Here is a 19,058-nt window from a genome sequence, read left to right as displayed (position 1 = left end):
TCAGGCGACCGTCCGGCTGATGATCGAGACGCCCCGTCCCTGCTGGACGCTGAAGCCGATCGTGTCGTCGACCGGGGCGTTCATGTTCTGGAACCGCCGGACGCGGACACTCCGCCTGATCTCCTGGCCGACTGCCGTCGTCTCGATGTCGAAGTAGACGTCGGCGACGCTTCGCAGCGGGTGCAGGGCGTCCTCGGCGATCCCCGACGGATCGACCGTCAGCACGATCGACTTGCCGCTTCTCGTCATCCGCCGGAAGAAGGTAACGAGTCGCTGGATGACCCGATCCTCGTCGTCGGTCTCGGCGCCTGCCTCGTAGTTCGGGTCGTGGCGCAACAGCGCCGAGAGGGTATCGACGTAGACGACGTCGGCCCGCCAGAGCCGCTCGGCGTCGACCAGCCGGGCGAGCAGCTGGCGGGTCGGCCCCGGGTCGTGGGTGTCGACGTTCGCGTGTAAGAACAGCAGCCGTTCGGCCAGCAGGAGATCGACGACGTCGTAGGACAGCGAGTGCATCTGGTCGATGAACTCGCCGGCCTCGAGCTCGCTCGAGACGTAGCTGACGTCGGTGCCCTCGGTCGCCATCCCGTAGGCGAACCGCTGGGAGAGCGCGCTCTTGCCGGCGCCGTCCTCGCCCTCGATCAGGACGATGCTTCCGGTCGGGATGCCGTCGCCGACGGCGTTGTTCACCCGATCTCGATCCGTCAGTCCGATAGAGTAGTGGTCAGTCATGGTTAGGTTCGAAATTCGAACACCGCGCGGCTGTCGTTTTTCGTGACGACCGCTCGGTGTTCCTCGCCGGTGCCGAAGCCGTCCTCAAGGCCGGCAGCCACGAGATCGATCTCGAGTTCGGCGACGGCGCCCGACCGCCAGTGGTCGTCGCCGTGGATCTCGATCTCGAGGTCCTCGCTCGAGACGTACTCGCCGTCGACGAGCACGTCGAGACCGGCGCCGTCGCTGGCGAGGGTCTTCTCGCCGGTGTTCTTGACGTACAGGCTGACGGTGTCGTCGTCCTCGTCGTAGACGGCGTCGCTGCCCGCGTCGCTGATGATCGCGATGTCGGTGTCGATCGCGTCCGCGGTGTTCCCGGTCTGGGTGCTGACGGAGCTGCTCACGTCAGTTACCGTCGTCACGAGGGTTCCGGCGACGCCCGCGGCGACGATCATCGCCGCGATGAACAGGATCAGACTCGAGATCGAGGTGCTCGACACCTCAGACCCCCTCCGTGGTTGCGACGCCGTGTTCGGTGACCAGTTTGACCCGCTCGGGGTCGTCGGGGAGGGCGGAGTCGTCGACGGCGATCGTCAGCTCCTCCTCGGGGAGCCACAGCTCCCGGTCGGGCTCGCCGTCGACTTCGACCTCTCGGTCGTCGGGGATCGTCCCGTCGACCAGTAGCGTCGTATCTGCCGCCGATAGCGACGTCGAGCCGTCGTTTCTGGCGGTCACCGTCAGCTCACCGTCGTCGTCGGTGACCTCGACGTCGTCGATCGCGGTGTTGTGCGTCTCGAGGGCACGGTCGTCCCGGTCCTCGATCGCATCCTGGCGTAAGTCTTGTGCCGCCTGCAGGGTCGGATACGCCACGCTAACGGCGACGAGAACGCCGATGAGGAGGATCGCGGTCGCGCCACTGGTGCTGAAGCCCATCTTCGATCACCCACTCGTCAGGGTTCGACGGTCCGTTTGATCTCATGGAGTTCCCGGAGCTGCATCACGTAGGCGTAGCTGTCGGCGTGGTCGTCGGCCGTCAGCTCCGTGGCCTTTGCGGATGCTTCGGTCTCAAGTCCCGGCCCACTTAGGACAGCTTCGAGCTGAACCCGGACTTCAGGGTCGATCCAGCCAAGTTCGACGTAGTACGACAGCGCCTCGAGGGTCGCCCGCGGCCCGCCCGACTCGAGCAAGTCCGCGAGCCACTCGAAGACAATCACGTCGGTCGCGTAGGCGTCGGGCAGCGATTGTAGCGTCGGCTCGTCGGCGTCGCGGTCCTCGAGCTGGGGGTCCGCGGTCGGCTCGGGTTCGGGTTCGTCTTCGACGGCGCCGGCGGGTTCGGTCTCGACCCCGCTTTTGAGGTCGTCGAACGAGATCGTCTCAGCCTCGGTCGCCTCCCCCGTGTCGGCGTGCTCGTCGCCGAAGACCTCGAACCCGTTGTCTGCCTCACCCTCGCCGGTGAAGGGGTTGATGTCGTCGGTCACCTGATCGTAGAGCCCGAGCATCCGCCGGACGCGGTCGTTGAGCTCGTCGACCTGTGAGACGACCTGCTCCTGGGAGTCCTGGATCGCGTCCAGGCGCATCTCCGTGTCCTCGATGGACTCCTCGAGGCCCTCGGTGCGGTAGTACAGATCGTCGATCGCCTCGTCGTCGGGGCCGTCCTCGCCGCCGTCAGCCTCGGCCTCCTGCTCGTGTCCGTCGTGGTCGTCCAGCGATGCAGGCTCGAGGTCGGCGAACTCGGCCTCGGCCTCGGCTTCGGCGTCGTCCTCGTGCGCCTCGGCTTCGAGTTCGCCGGCCGTGACATCCTCGTCGGCCCCCTCGGGTTCGGGGTCTGGCACGTCGTCCGAATCGGCGGGCGATACGCCCTCCGGGTCGGACTCGGCCTCGGAGCTTTCCCGACCGAGCCATCGGAGCAGCCAGTTCAGTCCCGCGGCCATCCTACTGGCCCTCCCTGGGATCCCCATCGCCGGCATCGGCCGGCCCGTTCCCTGTGCGATAGTACTCTGTCATACCCGCCTCTTCTAACAGGATCGCTAAAGTTCTCTCCACGAGTTCAGCGCTCGTTTCGAATCGTGAGTCGAGACTCGAATCGAGACGTGAGCTGACGATCAGCTTGATACTCACTGTATCTGATATTCTAGCGGGGACGAACCCCTGAATCCGCGCTTCCGTCAGATTCGCCCGAGCCGGCCTCGAGCACCGGTGCAGCTCTCAGCCCGCCGTCACAGCGTGTGGTCGCGGGGTGACGCTCGAGTCGGCGGCCGCCTCTCGAGTTCGTACTCGAGGTGGCTCGCGCACCCACGGGTGCGCTCGGGATGCGTGACACGCGGAGACACCAATACAATCAATGTTCGAAAATATAGCAGACAACGACGAACGTGGTCAGGTGGGTATCGGCACCCTGATCGTGTTCATCGCGATGGTGCTGGTTGCGGCGATTGCAGCCGGTGTCCTGATCAACACGGCTGGCTCGCTCCAGAGCCAGGCCTCCGATACAGGTACAGAGACCCAGCAGGCGGTGGCGAACCAGATCGAGGTAGTTCACGCGTATGGTGAAACCACTGACAGCGTCGACGGCGAGGACGGAATTGATAACTTAAATCTGGTTGTCAAGAAGTCTGCCGGCTCGGATGTTATCGACATGGAGTCGATGACACTTCAGTACACAAGCCCGAGTACGTCTGAAACCTTGGAGTACGATAGTGGCGGCGCAGGTGATGGAGTCTTCGGAACCGAGGCTCTCGCTGACACTAACGGTGACGGGGAGGCACTGACGGAAACGAGTGATCGGATCGAGATCGAAGTCGATATCGAGGAGATTGAAGCCGATGATGGCCTCGAAACTGGCTCCAGTGCAACCATCGAACTCATCGACCAGTCCGGTGCCCAGTTCAGCTACGGTGTGACTGTGCCCGCGACGTTCGACGAGGAGAACACTGACGTCGTGGAGGTCTAATCGATGTTCGAGCAGGTACACTCTGAGGATCAACGAGGTCAGGTCGGAATCGGGACGCTCATCGTGTTCATCGCGATGGTCCTGGTCGCAGCGATTGCGGCCGGCGTTCTGATCAACACGGCCGGTTCGCTCCAGAGTCAGGCATCCGATACTGGTTCCGAGACCCAGCAGGCGGTGGCCAATCAGATCGAAGTGACTCACGCTACCGGTTACACCAGTAGCCACGATGTTGTTGATGACTCGAATCTCGATGTTGATGACGACGAAATTGGATACGTCGACTTGATCATCAAGAAGTCGGCTGGATCGGATGTCATCGATCTCGAATCGATGACCGTTCAGTACACGAGTACGACAGCAGATGCGACGCTCGAGTATGAGACTGACGCAACTGGAGATTCACTAGATGACTTCGTTGATGATGAAAACGATGACAGTTTCGCGACGATTGAAGCCGGACAAAATCCAGATGACGATACAGTAGATGTGGACGAAGAAGGAATGGCCTTAACCGAAACTGGTGACCGCGTTCTCCTCCGACTCAATGCTGACGCAATCGAGGACGACTACGCACTCGAGTCCGGCGACAGTGCGACGGTCGCACTGACTGACCAGTCTGGTGCGCAGTTCACCTACGGCATCACGACGCCGCCGAGCTTTGTCGATAAAGACGTGGTGGAGGTCTAACGATGTTCGAGCGCATTCACTCCGAAGACGATCGTGGTCAGGTCGGAATCGGGACGCTCATCGTGTTCATCGCGATGGTACTGGTTGCGGCGATCGCAGCCGGCGTCCTGATCAACACGGCCGGTTCGCTTCAGAGCCAGGCATCCGATACTGGCTCCGAGACCCAGCAAGCAGTGGCAAACCAAATCGAAGTGACGCATGCTGCTGCCGAGAATCAGTTTGATTGGGATGAAGATGGAGTAGGAGACAGTATTGAGGACGACAACGCAGATGAAGTCGTCATCCCATTTGCTGACGATGATTCACCGGACAGCGCAGAGTATGAGCTCAACGATGAGTTCAACGAACTCAGACTCACCGTCAAGAAGTCGGCTGGATCCGACGTTATTGACCTCTCGTCGATGACGGTTCAGTATACGAGTGATGATGAATCACTCACGCTCTCTCACGAGAGTGTGGCTGAAAACCTCGATAATGGAGGCGGGGATGACGATGAAGCAGAACCGTTCTTCATCACTCAGGAAGCCGGTGAGCACGCCGATGGTACCGGTGAAACCTCGCTAACGGCTGGTGAAGAACGTATCGACGTAATCGTTCCGCTCGTTGGCGATGAAGACGAGTGGGACGCAGATCAGAACCAGCCGGAACACCTCGAACCCGGTGACAGCGTATCAATTCAGCTCGTTGACCAGTCTGGTGCCGAATACACCTATGGTGTAACGATGCCCCAGACGGTCGACAGCCCTGAAGAACAGACAGTCGTAACCGTATAAGATAATACTAATGATTAATACAGAACACTCGAACTCCGAAAACGATCGCGGTCAGGTCGGAATCGGAACGCTCATTGTGTTTATCGCGATGGTCCTGGTCGCAGCGATCGCGGCCGGCGTTCTGATCAACACGGCCGGCTCGCTCCAGAGCCAGGCCTCCGACACCGGTACAGAAACCCAACAGGCAGTGGCGAACCAGATCGAAGTCGTTCACGCGTACGCAGAGGACGACGAGGGAACAGATGGTGAGTTTGAGGAACTCAACCTCATCGTGAAGAAATCCGCGGGTTCGGATGTGATCGACATGGAGTCGATTACGGTCCAGTACACGGATTCCGATGACTCTCTGACATTGGAACACGACAGTGGTGAAGGTGACTCGGAATTCTCTACCGAAGAAGGGACCGACGACAGCGATGCGACCGCACTAACTGAAACCAGTGACCGCATCGAACTAACTGTTCCACTAGAAGGAGGTTCTGACCAACCTGAGGCACTGACACCTGGTGATAGCGCAACTGTCGAACTCGTCGATCAGTCCGGTGCACAGTTCAGCTACGGCGTGACGATGCCGCAGACTGTCGATGACGAGCAGGATGTCGTCGAGGTCTAACCACTAACAGTTTGGAGTCGGCTTGAGCCTTCACTCAAGCACACTCTGTTGCCGACATTTTTTGAACGTAGCGATATCGGTAGGGAGGTCTATGTTATAGCTTCTGATGTCGGTTCTCATTGAGGCCAGCCCCTTCCACTACTCACCGCTCGATATCGTCCAGAGATTTTTACACGCAAACTAACCACTGAGAGTATGATCGACGACGGCACTCCCTCGAGACGCCGCTTCCTCACTACAGCCGCCACCGTAACGGCGGCAGGGTTGGCCGGCTGTACCGGCTCCACCGGACAGATCACGCCGCAAGAACCGTCCGAGCCTCGAGAGGGCTCCCCGGAGGAGTTCTACTACTTCCTCGAGGACAACGGGGTCGCGGTCGAGGAACTCACTCGAGAGGACGACGAACTGTTCCTGACCTACGACTCCGAGGCCGAGACGATCGACGAATCGGACGAGGAGATCATGGTGATCTACGAGGTGTACAAGCTGGCGCTGATCCACCGGGGCTCGGAGATCGAGTACCTCTACAGCGAGATCGCGGACCCCTTCGAGGAGCAGGCGCTTGGCTGGGGGATCGACACCGAGTGGGTCCACCGGTTCGACGACGAGGAGGGCGACGAAACCGACGCCAACGAGTCGACGAACTCGAGCGTGGGCAACGAATCCGCCGAAGAGGAACTAGATATGGACCAGGTCACCCTCTGGAGCAACATCATGAACACCAAAGTGTACGAGGAGGACGTCGAGGCCGTCGGCAACGAGAGCGACGCGAACGAGACCGCGGCCAACGCGAGCGACGACGTCCTCGAGAACGAGAGCGACTAATCGTATGAGCGAGGAGTTCTCCCGCGACGAGGGCGTGCTCACCCCCGAGGAGCTCTCGCTCGAGACCGACGCCGTCGACGACCTCGGCGAGAACCGGTTTCTGGTTCGCTCCGAGGGCGACGATCCCTCGAGTGCGGTACTAACCGACGGCCGCGGCGGAGTCGAGCGCTCGAGCGCCGAGATCGGATCCGGGCTCGCGGACACTCCCCAGCCCCACGCGGTCGATATCGCGCTGAAAGTCGACGGCGAGGTCGCACGCCACCGGGCGTCCTCGAACGACGTCCGCGAGGTGTTCGCCGAGCTGCTGACCTGGTACGCGACCCAGCTCGACGACGAGCTCTCCCCCGAGGCGACCCTGCGGCTGATGCTCGAGCACGCCGACCTCGAGCGCTGACGAGGGGATGACGCGTCCTTTTTGGCCCTCGAGCGACGAAAGCGGTTCATGAGCAACCCACGCGAGGAGTTTCTGGCAGGGGAGCGTCCCGAGGACGTCGCCCTGTTCCTGGCCGACTCGTACGTCGCGGACGAGCGCTTCGAGAAGTTCGGCGACCCCGTCGACGACGGGATCGTGATGATCGTCGACGGCGAGAGCGGCCGCAACGCGTTCAAGGCCGCGACCGACACCGACGCGATGGGCTTCGCCAAGACCGCGATGCAACAGGAGGGTGAGATCAACGACGACCTCACCAGCGGCGAGTGCCCCGACGCCGACGCGGACGGCGACCACGACCCCCAGTTCGTCTTCGCGTTCGCCGAGGAACAGAACGAGGACGTCGGCGGGATCTACGCCGAGGGCGCGGTCGTCCACGCCTACGCGCAGTGTGCCTGCGGGACGGCCTACTCGGATCGCTGGAACGTCGCCGACTCGTAGCCGTCCCCACGCGTCGTCGCGACCGACAGCTCGTAGCCACGACCCGCAACTCGAGGACTCACACCGACCGACGACCCGGACGGCGACGAGCAGCGCCAAGGAGCAGCCTTTTCCTGACGGCCCGGCTACTCGCCCCCAATGAGTTCCTTCGAGACGCCACAGAAGACCGATCGCGGCTTCGGGCTGTCGCGACGCGAGGTGACGGTCGTCGGCGGCGCGAGCAGCCTGATGGCGGTCACCATCGCGCTGATGTACGCCTTCGCGATGACCCCGATCGCCGAGATCAACCAGCTCGTGTTCTCGGTGCCGATCGTCGGCGTTATCGTCTACGGCGCGGCGATCACGATCGGCGACCTGATCGCCGAGCGGGGCGTCAAAAACGACAACATGGGGACGGCGTTTATCGGAATGGTGATCCTCCAGGTCGCGTTCGCCGCCTTCGGCGCGGGCGTGATCGCCTTCGCCCCGCCCGATCTCCGGGTGACGATCCTCGGCATCACGGCGGTCATCACCGCGATCATGATGGCCGTAATCTCGGGGTACGTCTACGCCCGCTCGATCACGTTCGAACACTGGGGTCGGTTCTCGACGTACGCCTTCATCGGCGGCGTGATCGCGATCCTCGTCGGTAGCTTCGTCCTGCCGGAGCTGCTGCTGGCCGGCTTCGCGCTGTTCTTCCTTGGCTTCGTCCTCCGACTGGGTTACGAGATCTGGCAGGTCCGGGACAACCACAACGCCTCGGTCGGCCTGCAGACGATTGGCGTCTACGTCGCCGTCGCCGGGGTGTTCGTCCACGTCCTGCAGCTCGTCCGGGCCTACGTCCTCTCCCAGGAGTAGCTCCCACCGGCCGATTTACGTCACCGTTCGTGGAACCGTTTGCCGTGACACGTTACTACGAGGAGCTGACGGTCGGCGACGTTTTCGAAACCGGTGGCTACACCGTCACGAAAGACGAGATCGTCGAGTTCGCCGAGCAGTTCGATCCGCAGCCGTTCCACGTCGACGAGGAGGCGGCGGCGGAGTCGATGTTCGGCGAGCTGGTCGCCAGCGGGCTGCACACGCTCTGCCTGTCGGTTCGGCTGTTCGTCACCGACGTCGTTCAGGGCGAGGACGGGGTCGCGAACATGGGCGGGCTCGGGATGGACGACCTGCGGTGGCACGAGCCGGTCCGTCCCGGCGAGACGCTCCGCGTTCGCGTCGAGGTGCTCGAGAAGAACCCGTCGGAGAGCCGGTCCGACCGCGGCTACGTCACGTTCGGCCGGAGCGTCGTCGTCGACGAGACGACCGTGCTGTCGATCACCTCGGCGAACGTTATCCGGCGACGGGACGCCGCGAGGTAGTCGATTCCACCGTCGAAAGCGAGAACGCGTCTTCGGCCCCAATCGATCTCGAGGAACTACGTCTCGTCGGACGCGTCGGACGACTCGTCTTCGGCCGCCGACTCCGCGACGTCGCGGAACGCGTCGAGCAACACCTGCTTTGCGACCGCCCCCCGAGAAGTCCAGTGCATCGCGTAGTCGAGCATGTCGTCGTAGATATCGGGTTTGCAGCCCGCGGCCTTGGGGTGGCCGCCGCCGTTGACCTGGCCCGCGACCTCGTGGCAGCGTTCGAACTCGTCGGTTCCCCGGATCGAGGCGGAGCCGGCGGGTTTGACGATGATCGAGGCGTCGGCGCCGCGCTCGCGCATCGTCTCGGCGACCTCGTTTTGCGAGCAGCGCCCGTAGGTGATCCCCACGGTGTAGCCGCCGATCTCGCGGAACTCCGAGCGGCCGACGGCCTGCTCGATCAGCGCCTCCTTCTCGACGCGGCGCTCGGTCAGGTACTCCTGGACCCACTCGGGCAGGTCGACGCCGTACTCCCGGACGACCTCGACGTACTCGGCGGGGTCGGTCCAGTAGGCGTAGTCCGCGAGGTCGTCGCTGCGGGGGTCCTCGCGCAGCCAGAGGTCGTGATCCCGCGTCACCGCCGCCAGCTCCTCGTACATCGGGGCAAAGTCGTACTCGAGCGAGCGGTAGACGACGTCGGCCGAACACTCCTCCTCGGAGTCGCCGACGACGAGGTCGACCCCCGCCTCCCGAACTGCCTCGGCGACGTCGTCGTCCCACTGGTGGTGGTCGTACCACGAGACCCGGTCGACCGTCTCGAGGGCTGCATCGAGCTCCTCGTCGACGTACTCGTACCTGTCGGGACAGAGGTCGCAGACGAACAGGTCGATCCCCGGCTCCGCGTACTCGGCGACCCGCGCCAGCGCGTCCTCGACGTTGTGGGGACTCGCGGGGATGAGCGCGACGCCGTGGGGCGTCGGCTCGGGTTCGGCAAGCGGGTCGTCGGCCTCGCCTGCAGCGAGCGCGAGGTTCTCCTCGTGGGCGTCGTCGGCCGCTTCGGCATCCACATCGTCCTCCTCGTCCGTGTCGGGCTCCGGCACGTTCCGAACGTCGTCGTAGGCCTCCCGAAGCAGGGCAACGCAGGCCAGCCCGTCGGCGTCGGCGTCGGCGACGACCGCGACCTCGGCGCCCTCGAGGGCGGCCTTGGTCTGTTCGTCCTCGAGATCCTCCTCTAGGTCGTCGGGGAGGAAGAAGCCGGTTCCGGGGAGCACCGACTTGCGAGCGGTCGGCAAGTCGGCGCTGTCGATGAGCTCCTCGTACATACTCTTCACTGGAGGGGCTGGCCGGAAGTACCCGCCGATCGACGACCCGACCCGACTCAGGCCGCAGCGCCGTCGTTGGCCGTCTCGAGCTGGCGGACCGTCAACACTGGTACGGGCGAGCGACGAACGACGCGCTCGGCGACGCTGCCCAGCAGGAGGCGGTTCTCGCCGTGGCGGCCACGGGTCCCGGTAGCGACGACATCGGCGTCGACCTCCCGGACGTACTCGCAGATCTCGGAGGCGGGTCGACCCTCCCGAACCGCAGTGGTGACGTCGCCGTCGGTTCGGCCCTCGACGGACGCGAGCGCGGCGTCAGCGGTCGTCTCGAGTGCCGTTCGAAGTTCCTCGCGGAGCTGTTCGGGCGAGGCGTCGACTTCGCTGGCGTCGATTACCGAGAGCACGTGGACCTCGGCGTCGAACTTGTCGGCGAGGTCGAGTGCGATGTCGACCGCGCGGCTGACGCTGTCGGAGCCGTCCGTGGCGACGACGACCGTATCGAACATAGCCGACACGTACGGGCGCCAGGGCTTAAACGCTCCCGTCGCGCTCGAGGCGCCTCCGCTTCGGGGCGGCGAATCGTGCCACGGTGGCGTCCCCGCCGCTCGAGGACGGTGGGGAGTCTTTTTGACGCCGGAACACACACTGCCGCGTATGGATGCCAGCGAGTCGTTTACCGTCGACACGGTTCTCGCACCGGTCGACGGGAGCGAGGAATCCGCGACCGCCGTCGAGTACGCCGTCGCCGTCGCCGACCGCTACGACGCGTCGGTCCACGCACTGTTCGTGCTTGGTCGCGGCGTCGTACAGGGGATAGATGCCGGCACCGTCGAGGAGGAGGCCGTCGCCGACAGCACGCGGGGCTTTCTCGACGACATCAGCCACATCGCCGACAGCGAGGATGTCTCGCTGTCGACGTCGGTCGACCACGGGTTCTCGACGACGCGAAAGACTCGGCATCCGGGCAACGTCGTGCTCGACACCGCCGACGCCGTCGACGCCGACTTCATCGTCCTGCCCCGAGAGCCCGTCACCGGCGCCTCGGCAGAGATCCTCGAGAAGGCCGCCGAGTACGTGCTGTCCTACGCCAGCCAGCCCGTCCTCTCGGTGTAACAGGAGAGCGACGGTTCGTTGTCCGGACCCCGCTAATTCGGTGCGACGTGGATAGGCGCACCTAGAGCCATCTCCACGATCAACTCGTAAAGCTGCTGAGAGAGCCGTGTTGAATACACAGCGCGAACTTCGGGTCTCGTATAGTCCCACTGATCGACCAGCAGACCGGGTACCGCGAACAGCAAGTGGGCGTGACCGGGCGTACGGAACACTGCCGAAACGCCACTAGCTTCGAGGATTGCGGTAGCCGTTCCGATCCTCGAGATCAGGAGTGCGTGATCTTCGTCACTAGGAGTAACGGTCCGGACTGGATAGAGAGGGTCGATCTCGCCCCGGTCTGGGTGTCGAATCGACACTGGGTCCCCAGCACGAAACGCCGCGGTCGCGTCGCCAACGAGGATGACGACTCGCGACTACGCTTTGACAGGAATAGTGAGCCCCGCATCTCGTTCGAGAGTGACTGTTCGATCACTCGTGAACCGCCTCATCGTGCCGGTTCGATGTTCTGGTTCACCCGGAAGAAGTTGTCCGGGTCGTAGTTCGACTTGATCTCCCGAAGACGATCGTAGTTGTCGCCATAGGAGGCCTGAACCCGCTTCTCACCCTCGTCCATCATGAAGTTGACGTACGAGCCGCCAGCCGTGTGGGGGTGGACCGCCTCCCAGTAGTCGCTGGTCCAGTCGGTGATCAGCTCTTCGTTGGTCGGATCCGGATCGACGCCGACGATTGCCATCGAGTAGGTCGCGTCACGATGTCCCCAGGCGGTAGCGTCCGTGTCCATCTTGTGGACGGCACGGTCGATTGGATAGATGTGCATCCCGGACTTCGGGGTCGGAACCTCAGCGAAGCGCTCGTGTTCGGCGATCGACTCGTCAGTCAGTTCGTACACGAGATCCCCCTTCCAGTACCAGTGGTCGCCCGGGGGGTAGAGATCGTCGAACATGCTTTGGACTACCGGATACGGCATCGGATCAATGTGCTCAAACAGCGGTTCAGCGGTGTCTCGTGCCGGCTGAATAACGTCCTCGGCCTCCTCTTCCGGTCCTAGATAGCACCACATCAGGCCGCAGACGTTCTCACCGTGGATCTCTTCCGGGAAGGGATCACCCGGCACCTCGTGGATCAGGTAGAAGGCGTAGACGTCTTCGGGTTGCTCCGGCAGCCACTCGCGGTACCACTTCATCGTCTTTTCGAGGTCGTCGATCGGCCAGAACAGCGGGCCGGCGACGACCGTTTCGACCGGGTGCAACTCGAACTCGAACGAGGTGACGACGCCGAAGTTGCCACCACCGCCGCGTAACGCCCAGAACAGGCCCTCGTTTTCGTTCTCGCTCGCGTGTACCAGTTGCCCATCGGCCAACACGACGTCCGTACTCAGTAGATTGTCGATGGTCAACCCGTACTTGCGGCTCAGATAGCCGTGCCCGCCGCCGAGTGTCAGCCCGCCGACGCCGGTCGTCGAGATGATTCCGCTGACCGTTGCCAGCCCAAACGCGTGGGTGGCGTGGTCGACATCGCCCCAGGTGCAGCCAGGTTCGACGTGGACGGTCTGTGCCTCGGGATCGACACGGACTCCAGTCATATCCGACAGGTCGATAACCAGTCCATCGTCAACCGTAGCCAACCCTGCACCGTTATGGCCACCGCTACGAACCGCCGTTTCGAGGTTGTGATCGCGCCCGAAGTTCACGGCTGTGATCACATCGGCGACGTTGGAACACCGAGCAATCAACCGCGGGTGCTCGTCAATCATCGCATTGTAGATGACGCGGGTATCGTCGAACTCCGGATCGTCTGGCTGGATCAGATCGCCTCGGAGCGTCTCCCCGAACTGTTCGATTTCTGTATCGTCTGTCGTTGCCATGGGTTTCCTCCTTCCCCGTTCTCTTTTCGGAAGAACGGGTTGCTGCCCTCGGCACTGCGAATGCCATACGCTACCAAGTGCAGTGGTCGTCTACTACTTCCAGCGGAAAGTAGGCATCTGCTGATGATCCGGCAGCCACCGACGGTTGTGCAAACGATGGAACCCTCCACGAAGAAGTCGTAGACGTGGACTGTAATCGGGGGTGAGAGAACGAGCGCACTCCAACACCCGTCAGGTGTTCGGAGTGGGTCGCATTCGATGGGGTCGTCGCTGTTTGGTGAGTCGATACCCCGCTGGCCGGGACACTTCGGTTCAGACCGAAGACGATTTATTAGCCCGTTCAAGGTACGGTGGAACCGTGTTCGGATGATGGACAAACGATTGTCGATAGATCGGAGGAGAGCGTAAATGTGTACACGGCTAGTGTATCTCGGACCCGAGGACATCGTGATTACCGGTCGGTCGATGGATTGGCACGGCGAGATCGGAACCAATCTCTGGGTGTTTCCTCGCGGACTGGAACGAACTGGCGAAGTCGGTCCGAACTCCGTGGAGTGGACAGCTGAGTACGGCAGTATCACCGCCTCCGCGTACGACATCGCGACGAGTGACGGTATGAACGAGGCGGGTCTAGTCGCGAATCTCCTGTGGCTCACCGAATCCGACTACCCCGAGTGGGACGGCGACACGCCCGGACTCTCGATTTCGGTGTGGACGCAGTACGTCCTCGACAACTTCGCGACGGTCGCCGAAGCAGTCGAGAACCACCGAACCGAGGAGTTCGCCGTCGTCTCCGACGAAATCCCGACCGAGGACCGATTCGCCACGTTGCACCTCTCGCTGTCGGATATGACGGGTGACAGCGCGATCTTCGAGTATCTCGACGGCGAGTTGACGATCCACCACAGTCGGGAGTATCAGGTCATGACGAACTCCCCGCCGTTCGGCCGACAACTCGCACTCAACGAGTACTGGGCCGAGATCGGCGGCACCGTCATGCTACCGGGAACGAACCGGCCAGCCGACCGATTCGTCCGTGCAAGTTTCTTCGTGGACGCGATCCCACAGACACAGGAGCGCCGTATCGCAACGGCGAGCGTCTTCGGTGCGATCCGCAACGTCTCCGTCCCCTATGGGATCAGTACGCCGGACCAGCCGGAGATCTCTTCCACCCGCTGGCGCACGGTCGCCGATCACCGGGACCGACGCTACTACTTCGAGTCGGCGCTCTCACCGAACGTCTTTTGGCTGGACCTCGACGAAATCGACTTCACTTCCGATGCTGGTGTTCGGTGGTTGCCACTCGGCGGGAATCAGACGAACGTCTTCGCTGGGGAGGTCACCGATGAGCTCGTCGAAACCGAGCCGTTCAACTTTCTCGGCATTCCCGAACCAGCGGGCTGAGTTCGACCACCCCAGAGGCACCCTCCAATATGCACGCACCAGCGGTGACGTCCTCCCACAACTACAGTCGTGGGCTTCCGCTATGTTTGTGTCACTCCCGCACGAACACGAGTAGTCCGGTGGAAAAACGAGAGGTAAAGCGTCTCGTCGACGTCCTACAGAGCGCGATCCTCTCGCTGCGCGAAGATCGTTGCACTGCCGATACGTAACGAGACGTTGTGCGCTATTGCACTCGTTCCGGTCTCCGAACGCACACCGATCGTCAGGCGAGCAGGATCCCCATTTCCTGTTCGAAGTTCTCGGTGCCGGTAGGTTCGAACCCGACGCGTTCGTACAGCGCGATCGCGGGCGTGTTCCAGCGCTCGACGGTCAGCCAGACGTGGGTAATCCCCAGCTCGATCGCGTGTCCGAGCAGGTGTTTCAACAGCTTCGTGCCGATCCCCGACTGCTGGTAGGCCTGGAGGACGAAGATCGCCAGCTCCCACTCGACGTCGCCGACATCCTCGATCGAGTCGGGGTCGTCGGCGTCGGGGACGAGTACGGCGTGGCCGATCACGTCATCGCCGTGTCGGGCGACGACGTTGACGCTGTGTTCGGCGATCGTCTCGAGCCAGTTGCGGATCCGAGTCTCGCCCGTCGGCGGGATCCCCTGGGCGCGGTCGCTCGGGTCGAAATCGACGTACATCTCGACGGTGTCGTCGAGGGCTTCGTCCTCGAACTCGTCGACGGCCCGAAACTCGATCGTCCGACCCGACTGGTCCTCGGCGGTCGACGGCGGGGCGGGAAACGGTCCCGACGGCGTGTCGGGATACACTCTCTCGGGCATCGTTACCGCACCAGCTTGACTGTCGTCGGGGCGTTCAGCAGAACGAACTCCGCGATCGATCCCAGCTGAATCTTCCCCATCGGACTGATGGTCCCGCCGCCGATCACCAGCTGATCGAACTCGCCCTGTTCGGCGTAGTTGACCAGCGAGGCGCCCGGATCGCCCTCGAGGCGCTCGATCTCTGCGTCGAGATCGGCCTCCGAGAGCAGCTTCTCGGCCTGGCGGTACATCTCGTCCTGGGATCGCTCCGTGTCGGCCTTCTCGAGAACCGCGACGGTGAGGTCGTCGCCGACGGCGTCGGTACGTTCGATCGTTCGCCGCAACGCCGTGATCGATTCGTCGCTTCCGGCCAGTCCCAGCAACACGTTCATGCGTACGTGTGTGAGCTAATGGACGAAAACCATTGTGCCGCTCGAGCCGGCCTGCAAGCGTCGCCGCGTGACGACGACGTTAAGGGTGCGTAGAGAATACGTTGACCGAATGAGTGACGCAGCGCTCGATGTCGTCGAGTTCGTGCTCACGACGAGCGTGTATTCCGACGACAGGACGCTGGACGAGAACGATCTCCCGCCGTCGTACCGCCGCGTCTTCTGGACGGGCGGGAGCGGCGAGAGCGAGGACGACGATGACGGTCGAACGCGGGGCGGGATCACCCGACCGCTATCGGCGACCAACACCACCGCACGACAGGCGACGGACGTCGATCGACCCTGGGAGGCCGTCTCGGGGCTGATGTTTACCGACCGCGACGAGTTCTCCGGAACGATCACGTTCACCGAAGAGGGGATGGCCGAGCAGTGGTACCTCGACCGGACCGACGACGAACGGCTGCTCGAGAACCCGACACTCGCGAAACACTTCGCCGACCACGAGGAGTACGACGTCGACGTCAGCCACGAGGCGGCCCGCGAGCGAAACCGGCCGATCCAGGCGGATCGGGTCTGGATAGACGGCCTGCTCGAGGAGTACTTCGACGAGGAGGACGACGAGGAGATGCTCGATCTCGTCGACGTCCGCGCGCCCGAGGAGGTCGACGTCACGCTCGACGATCTCGTGTTGACCGAGGGCCAGGAAGCCGAGATCGACAAGATCGCGAAGGCGATCGAACACCGAGACTACCTCGCGGAGATCGGCCTTCGCGAGATCGGGAAGCTGCTGTTCGTCGGCCCGCCAGGCACCGGCAAAACGTCGACGGCACAGGCGCTGGCCCAGGACATGGACCTCCCGTTCGTCGAGGTCAAGCTCTCGATGATCACGAGCCAGTATCTCGGCGAGACGGCCAAGAACGTCGATAAGACCTTCGAGGTCGCCAAACGACTCTCGCCCTGTATTCTCTTTATCGACGAGTTCGACTTCGTCGCCAAAACGCGGCGCAGCGACGAACACGCCGCCCTGAAGCGCGCGGTCAACACCCTGCTCAAGAGCATCGACAACATCTCGCTGATCCAGGACGACGTGCTCCTGATCGGGGCGACGAACCACCCCGACCAGCTCGACGCGGCCGCCTGGCGGCGCTTCGACGAGATCGTCAACTTCCCCAAGCCCGACTACAACATGCGGGCCGACATCCTCCGGGTCATCACCCGGCAGATGCGTATCGACGAGTTCGACCCCGAACTCATCGCCGACGCCACCGAGGGAATGACCGGCAGCGACCTCCGGATGGTGCTCCGGGAGGCCGTCCTCGAGGCGCTGACCGAGGATCGAACCATGCTCACCCAGGAGGACCTCCTCAACGCCGTCGAGGAGTTCGAGGAGCGGGACAACCTGAAGAACATGGACATGATCGACGGCGACCACGACGCGCTCGTCGCGGGCGGCGACGTCGGCGACAGCAGCGACGGTCACGGTCACGATCACGACCACGACCACGATCACGATCACTGACGGCGTCAGTCGGACCCGTCACCGGTATCGAGAGCGCAACGACCAACTGTTCGGGTTCCGTCGAACCGGTATGTACGATTTCCACGCCCACACGAACTACTCCGACGGCTCCTTTTTGCCGGGGATGGTGCGGGCCGCCGAGGAGGCGGGGCTCGAGGGAATCGGCCTCACTGACCACTGTTCGATCAGCGCACGCGACCGGGCCAACGCCACTCGCAACCGCTACGCGTTCAACCTCGATCTCACCTACGAGCGGCGCCGCGACGCGATCGAACAGGTCCGCGAGCGCACCGGAATCGACGTCTACGACGCTGTGGAGATGGACTACGACCCTCGGGACGAGGCCGAGATCGAGCGCTTCCTCGAGGAGGCGGGGTTCCAGTACGCGATCGGCAGCGTCCACGCCGTCGAGGGCGAGAACGTCCAGGTGGCCTCGAACTTCGAGGGGCTCTCGGAATCCGATCGGGACACCGTCGTCGACGACTACATCGATCGGCTGGTGTCGCTGATCGACTCGGAGCTGTTCGACGTCGCGGCCCACCTCGACCTGATCGAGCGCACGCCGCCGCTACAGGGACGGACGACCACCGATCACTACGAGCGGGTCGCGAGGGCCTTCGACGACTCGCGGACCGTCCCCGAGATCAACGCCGGCCGGGCGACCCGCAAGGAGTCGATCGTCCACCCCTCGGAGGAGTTCCTCGAGGCCCTCCATACGTACGACGTCTCCGTGACGCTCGGCACCGACGCCCACGAACCCGAGGAGATCCGCGAGCGGACGACGTTCCTCGAGCAGTACCTCACGAGTCACGACCTCGAACCGGTGAGCCCGCCGAGCCTAGAGTCACACACGCGGGAGTGACGGTCTCCCTGGGGTCGCTGTAGTGACCAACCGCGACACACGTCCCGCCGACACCACGTTTTTCCGCGCTCCGTCCGACGGTTCGGTATGACCACCGATCCCGATCGGAACGTGTTCGGCACCGAGCTCGAGCCCTGTAGCACCGATCCGATGACCGGCTTTCTGCGGGACGGCTGCTGTCGACGCGTCGAGGGCGACCGCGGCCGTCACGAACTCTGTGCCGTCCTCACTGAGGAGTTCCTGCAGTTCAGCAAGGCCCGCGGCAACGACCTCACGACGCCCCGTCCGGAACTCGAGTTTCCCGGCCTCGAGCCTGGCGACCATTGGTGTCTCTGTCTGGGACGCTGGCTCGAGGCCGAGGAGGAAGGCTGTGCACCCCCGGTGGTGCTCGAGTCGACCCACGAGGCCGTCCTCCGGGACGTCGACCCGGATCTGCTCCGCGAACACGAGTACGACCCGCGAGACGACGATCCGTCGGGCTCGAGTTCCGGTTCGGCTTCGGGGTCGACGAACTGATCAGCGACACGCTTTCCCACTCTCTCCCCGTTTCCGAGAGGACCCTCGCTCCAGACTTTCAGCTGTATTGTGTATTTCCACTACCCCGAACTTCATCGATCCACCACGGAATTTCACAGAGGTCTTGCTCTAGCTCTTCCGGATCTTGCTGAGGACGGGGGCGGCTGATCTCGAGACCAGTATCGGTGATCCGAATGAGTCTGAGTACGTTCCCACCGTCACTAACTGTGCCCTCTGTCCACTCGCTTTCATCGTTCAGCCGTCCGCCATACCGATACGTTCCTGCCCGGCTGGGCCACTCACAGGGAACGCGCTCGTATCCTTCCTCTGGGAGCGTGAGCGATTGCTCGACGACGACGTCACCATCGGCGAGGACGCGAACGTCGAGTGTCTCTCGACGGTCCGTATGGTTCTCGATAGTTAGATAACGGAGCGTCGTCGGGTTGTAGGCCGAAACTGCACTGAGGCCGAGTACGCCGATCGCACCTGCTGCCAGCAGTGACCGTCGTGTGATC

Annotated in this window: 23 protein-coding genes; 14 read left to right on the top strand and 9 right to left on the bottom strand. The window is 63.1% G+C overall.

The window, feature by feature from the left end; genetic code table 11:
* From QA600_RS05610 to QA600_RS05595, 4 genes are read right to left on the bottom strand one after another with little or no spacing between them, the layout of a single operon-like run.
* A complete protein-coding gene (locus QA600_RS05610) occupies nucleotides 1–729 on the bottom strand; it encodes an ATPase domain-containing protein (RefSeq protein ID WP_278290974.1) in 729 nt (242 codons plus the stop codon).
* 2 nt (nucleotides 730–731) lie between these two features.
* The gene (locus QA600_RS05605; protein WP_278290973.1) at nucleotides 732–1,208 is read right to left on the bottom strand and encodes a flagellar protein G; all 477 of its coding nucleotides are present in this window, start codon (nucleotides 1,206–1,208) and stop codon (nucleotides 732–734) included.
* A gap of 1 nt (nucleotide 1,209) precedes the next feature.
* On the bottom strand, nucleotides 1,210–1,641 hold the full coding sequence (locus QA600_RS05600) for a flagellin (protein WP_278290972.1): 432 nt from the start codon (nucleotides 1,639–1,641) through the stop codon (nucleotides 1,210–1,212).
* A gap of 17 nt (nucleotides 1,642–1,658) precedes the next feature.
* Nucleotides 1,659–2,639: a FlaD/FlaE family flagellar protein gene (locus tag QA600_RS05595; RefSeq protein WP_278290971.1), complete on the bottom strand. Its 981-nt coding sequence runs from the start codon at nucleotides 2,637–2,639 to the stop codon at nucleotides 1,659–1,661.
* A gap of 410 nt (nucleotides 2,640–3,049) precedes the next feature.
* Here QA600_RS05595 and QA600_RS05590 point away from each other — a divergent pair, with 410 nt between their 5' ends.
* The 9 genes from QA600_RS05590 (at nucleotide 3,050) to QA600_RS05550 (ending at nucleotide 8,767) form a co-directional block, all read left to right on the top strand.
* Complete coding sequence (locus QA600_RS05590; RefSeq protein WP_278290970.1) at nucleotides 3,050–3,658, top strand: archaellin/type IV pilin N-terminal domain-containing protein; 609 nt, start codon at nucleotides 3,050–3,052, stop codon at nucleotides 3,656–3,658.
* Between the two features lie 3 nt (nucleotides 3,659–3,661).
* The gene (locus QA600_RS05585; RefSeq protein ID WP_278290969.1) at nucleotides 3,662–4,345 is read left to right on the top strand and encodes an archaellin/type IV pilin N-terminal domain-containing protein; all 684 of its coding nucleotides are present in this window, start codon (nucleotides 3,662–3,664) and stop codon (nucleotides 4,343–4,345) included.
* A gap of 2 nt (nucleotides 4,346–4,347) precedes the next feature.
* Nucleotides 4,348–5,118 carry an archaellin/type IV pilin N-terminal domain-containing protein gene (locus QA600_RS05580; RefSeq protein WP_278290968.1) on the top strand — a complete coding sequence of 257 codons (771 nt, stop codon included), beginning with the start codon at nucleotides 4,348–4,350 and terminating at the stop codon, nucleotides 5,116–5,118.
* 10 nt (nucleotides 5,119–5,128) lie between these two features.
* Nucleotides 5,129–5,731 (top strand): archaellin/type IV pilin N-terminal domain-containing protein, encoded by a 603-nt coding sequence (locus tag QA600_RS05575; RefSeq protein WP_278290967.1) that lies wholly within the window; start codon nucleotides 5,129–5,131, stop codon nucleotides 5,729–5,731.
* A 195-nt stretch (nucleotides 5,732–5,926) separates the two neighbouring features.
* Nucleotides 5,927–6,556 carry a hypothetical protein gene (locus QA600_RS05570; protein WP_278290966.1) on the top strand — a complete coding sequence of 210 codons (630 nt, stop codon included), beginning with the start codon at nucleotides 5,927–5,929 and terminating at the stop codon, nucleotides 6,554–6,556.
* Nucleotides 6,557–6,560: 4 nt separating this feature from the next.
* Nucleotides 6,561–6,950 (top strand): hypothetical protein, encoded by a 390-nt coding sequence (locus QA600_RS05565; protein WP_278290964.1) that lies wholly within the window; start codon nucleotides 6,561–6,563, stop codon nucleotides 6,948–6,950.
* 48 nt (nucleotides 6,951–6,998) lie between these two features.
* Nucleotides 6,999–7,427, top strand: a complete 429-nt coding sequence (locus QA600_RS05560) for a DUF5807 family protein (RefSeq protein WP_278290963.1) — start codon at nucleotides 6,999–7,001, stop codon at nucleotides 7,425–7,427.
* 138 nt (nucleotides 7,428–7,565) lie between these two features.
* Entirely contained in the window at nucleotides 7,566–8,264 is a 699-nt protein-coding gene (locus tag QA600_RS05555) for a hypothetical protein (protein WP_278290962.1), read from the top strand.
* A 44-nt stretch (nucleotides 8,265–8,308) separates the two neighbouring features.
* Nucleotides 8,309–8,767 (top strand): MaoC family dehydratase, encoded by a 459-nt coding sequence (locus QA600_RS05550; RefSeq protein WP_278290961.1) that lies wholly within the window; start codon nucleotides 8,309–8,311, stop codon nucleotides 8,765–8,767.
* Between the two features lie 56 nt (nucleotides 8,768–8,823).
* Here the strand turns inward: QA600_RS05550 and QA600_RS05545 are convergent, their stop codons facing one another.
* A complete protein-coding gene (locus tag QA600_RS05545; protein ID WP_278290960.1) occupies nucleotides 8,824–10,074 on the bottom strand; it encodes a phosphohydrolase in 1,251 nt (416 codons plus the stop codon).
* A 56-nt stretch (nucleotides 10,075–10,130) separates the two neighbouring features.
* Nucleotides 10,131–10,577 carry a universal stress protein gene (locus QA600_RS05540; protein ID WP_278290959.1) on the bottom strand — a complete coding sequence of 149 codons (447 nt, stop codon included), beginning with the start codon at nucleotides 10,575–10,577 and terminating at the stop codon, nucleotides 10,131–10,133.
* 148 nt (nucleotides 10,578–10,725) lie between these two features.
* On the opposite strand from QA600_RS05540, the gene QA600_RS05535 reads away from it, so the two are divergent.
* A complete protein-coding gene (locus tag QA600_RS05535; protein WP_005553115.1) occupies nucleotides 10,726–11,184 on the top strand; it encodes a universal stress protein in 459 nt (152 codons plus the stop codon).
* Between the two features lie 484 nt (nucleotides 11,185–11,668).
* Here QA600_RS05535 and QA600_RS05530 read toward each other — a convergent pair whose 3' ends face one another.
* On the bottom strand, nucleotides 11,669–13,048 hold the full coding sequence (locus QA600_RS05530) for an FAD-binding oxidoreductase (RefSeq protein ID WP_278290958.1): 1,380 nt from the start codon (nucleotides 13,046–13,048) through the stop codon (nucleotides 11,669–11,671).
* 408 nt (nucleotides 13,049–13,456) lie between these two features.
* Between QA600_RS05530 and QA600_RS05525 the strand changes: the two genes are divergently transcribed.
* Nucleotides 13,457–14,452, top strand: coding sequence for a linear amide C-N hydrolase (locus QA600_RS05525; protein ID WP_278290957.1), 996 nt, complete (start codon nucleotides 13,457–13,459; stop codon nucleotides 14,450–14,452).
* A 262-nt stretch (nucleotides 14,453–14,714) separates the two neighbouring features.
* On the opposite strand, the gene QA600_RS05520 is transcribed toward QA600_RS05525, so the two are convergent.
* On the bottom strand, nucleotides 14,715–15,278 hold the full coding sequence (locus QA600_RS05520) for a GNAT family N-acetyltransferase (protein ID WP_278290956.1): 564 nt from the start codon (nucleotides 15,276–15,278) through the stop codon (nucleotides 14,715–14,717).
* Between the two features lie 2 nt (nucleotides 15,279–15,280).
* Nucleotides 15,281–15,649, bottom strand: a complete 369-nt coding sequence (locus QA600_RS05515) for a universal stress protein (protein WP_278290955.1) — start codon at nucleotides 15,647–15,649, stop codon at nucleotides 15,281–15,283.
* A gap of 109 nt (nucleotides 15,650–15,758) precedes the next feature.
* Between QA600_RS05515 and QA600_RS05510 the strand changes: the two genes are divergently transcribed.
* From QA600_RS05510 to QA600_RS05500, 3 genes are all read left to right on the top strand, one after another.
* On the top strand, nucleotides 15,759–17,165 hold the full coding sequence (locus QA600_RS05510) for an ATP-binding protein (protein WP_278290954.1): 1,407 nt from the start codon (nucleotides 15,759–15,761) through the stop codon (nucleotides 17,163–17,165).
* A 70-nt stretch (nucleotides 17,166–17,235) separates the two neighbouring features.
* On the top strand, nucleotides 17,236–18,027 hold the full coding sequence (locus QA600_RS05505; protein ID WP_278290953.1) for a PHP domain-containing protein: 792 nt from the start codon (nucleotides 17,236–17,238) through the stop codon (nucleotides 18,025–18,027).
* An 87-nt stretch (nucleotides 18,028–18,114) separates the two neighbouring features.
* Entirely contained in the window at nucleotides 18,115–18,543 is a 429-nt protein-coding gene (locus tag QA600_RS05500; protein WP_278290952.1) for a DUF2237 domain-containing protein, read from the top strand.
* Nucleotides 18,544–19,058 lie beyond the last annotated feature (515 nt).

This window comes from Natronococcus sp. A-GB1 (assembly GCF_029688845.1).
GTDB lineage: Archaea > Halobacteriota > Halobacteria > Halobacteriales > Natrialbaceae > Natronococcus.
The sequence above is the reverse complement of the archived record's forward strand: the minus strand, read 5'-3'. Positions and strand labels throughout refer to the sequence as shown.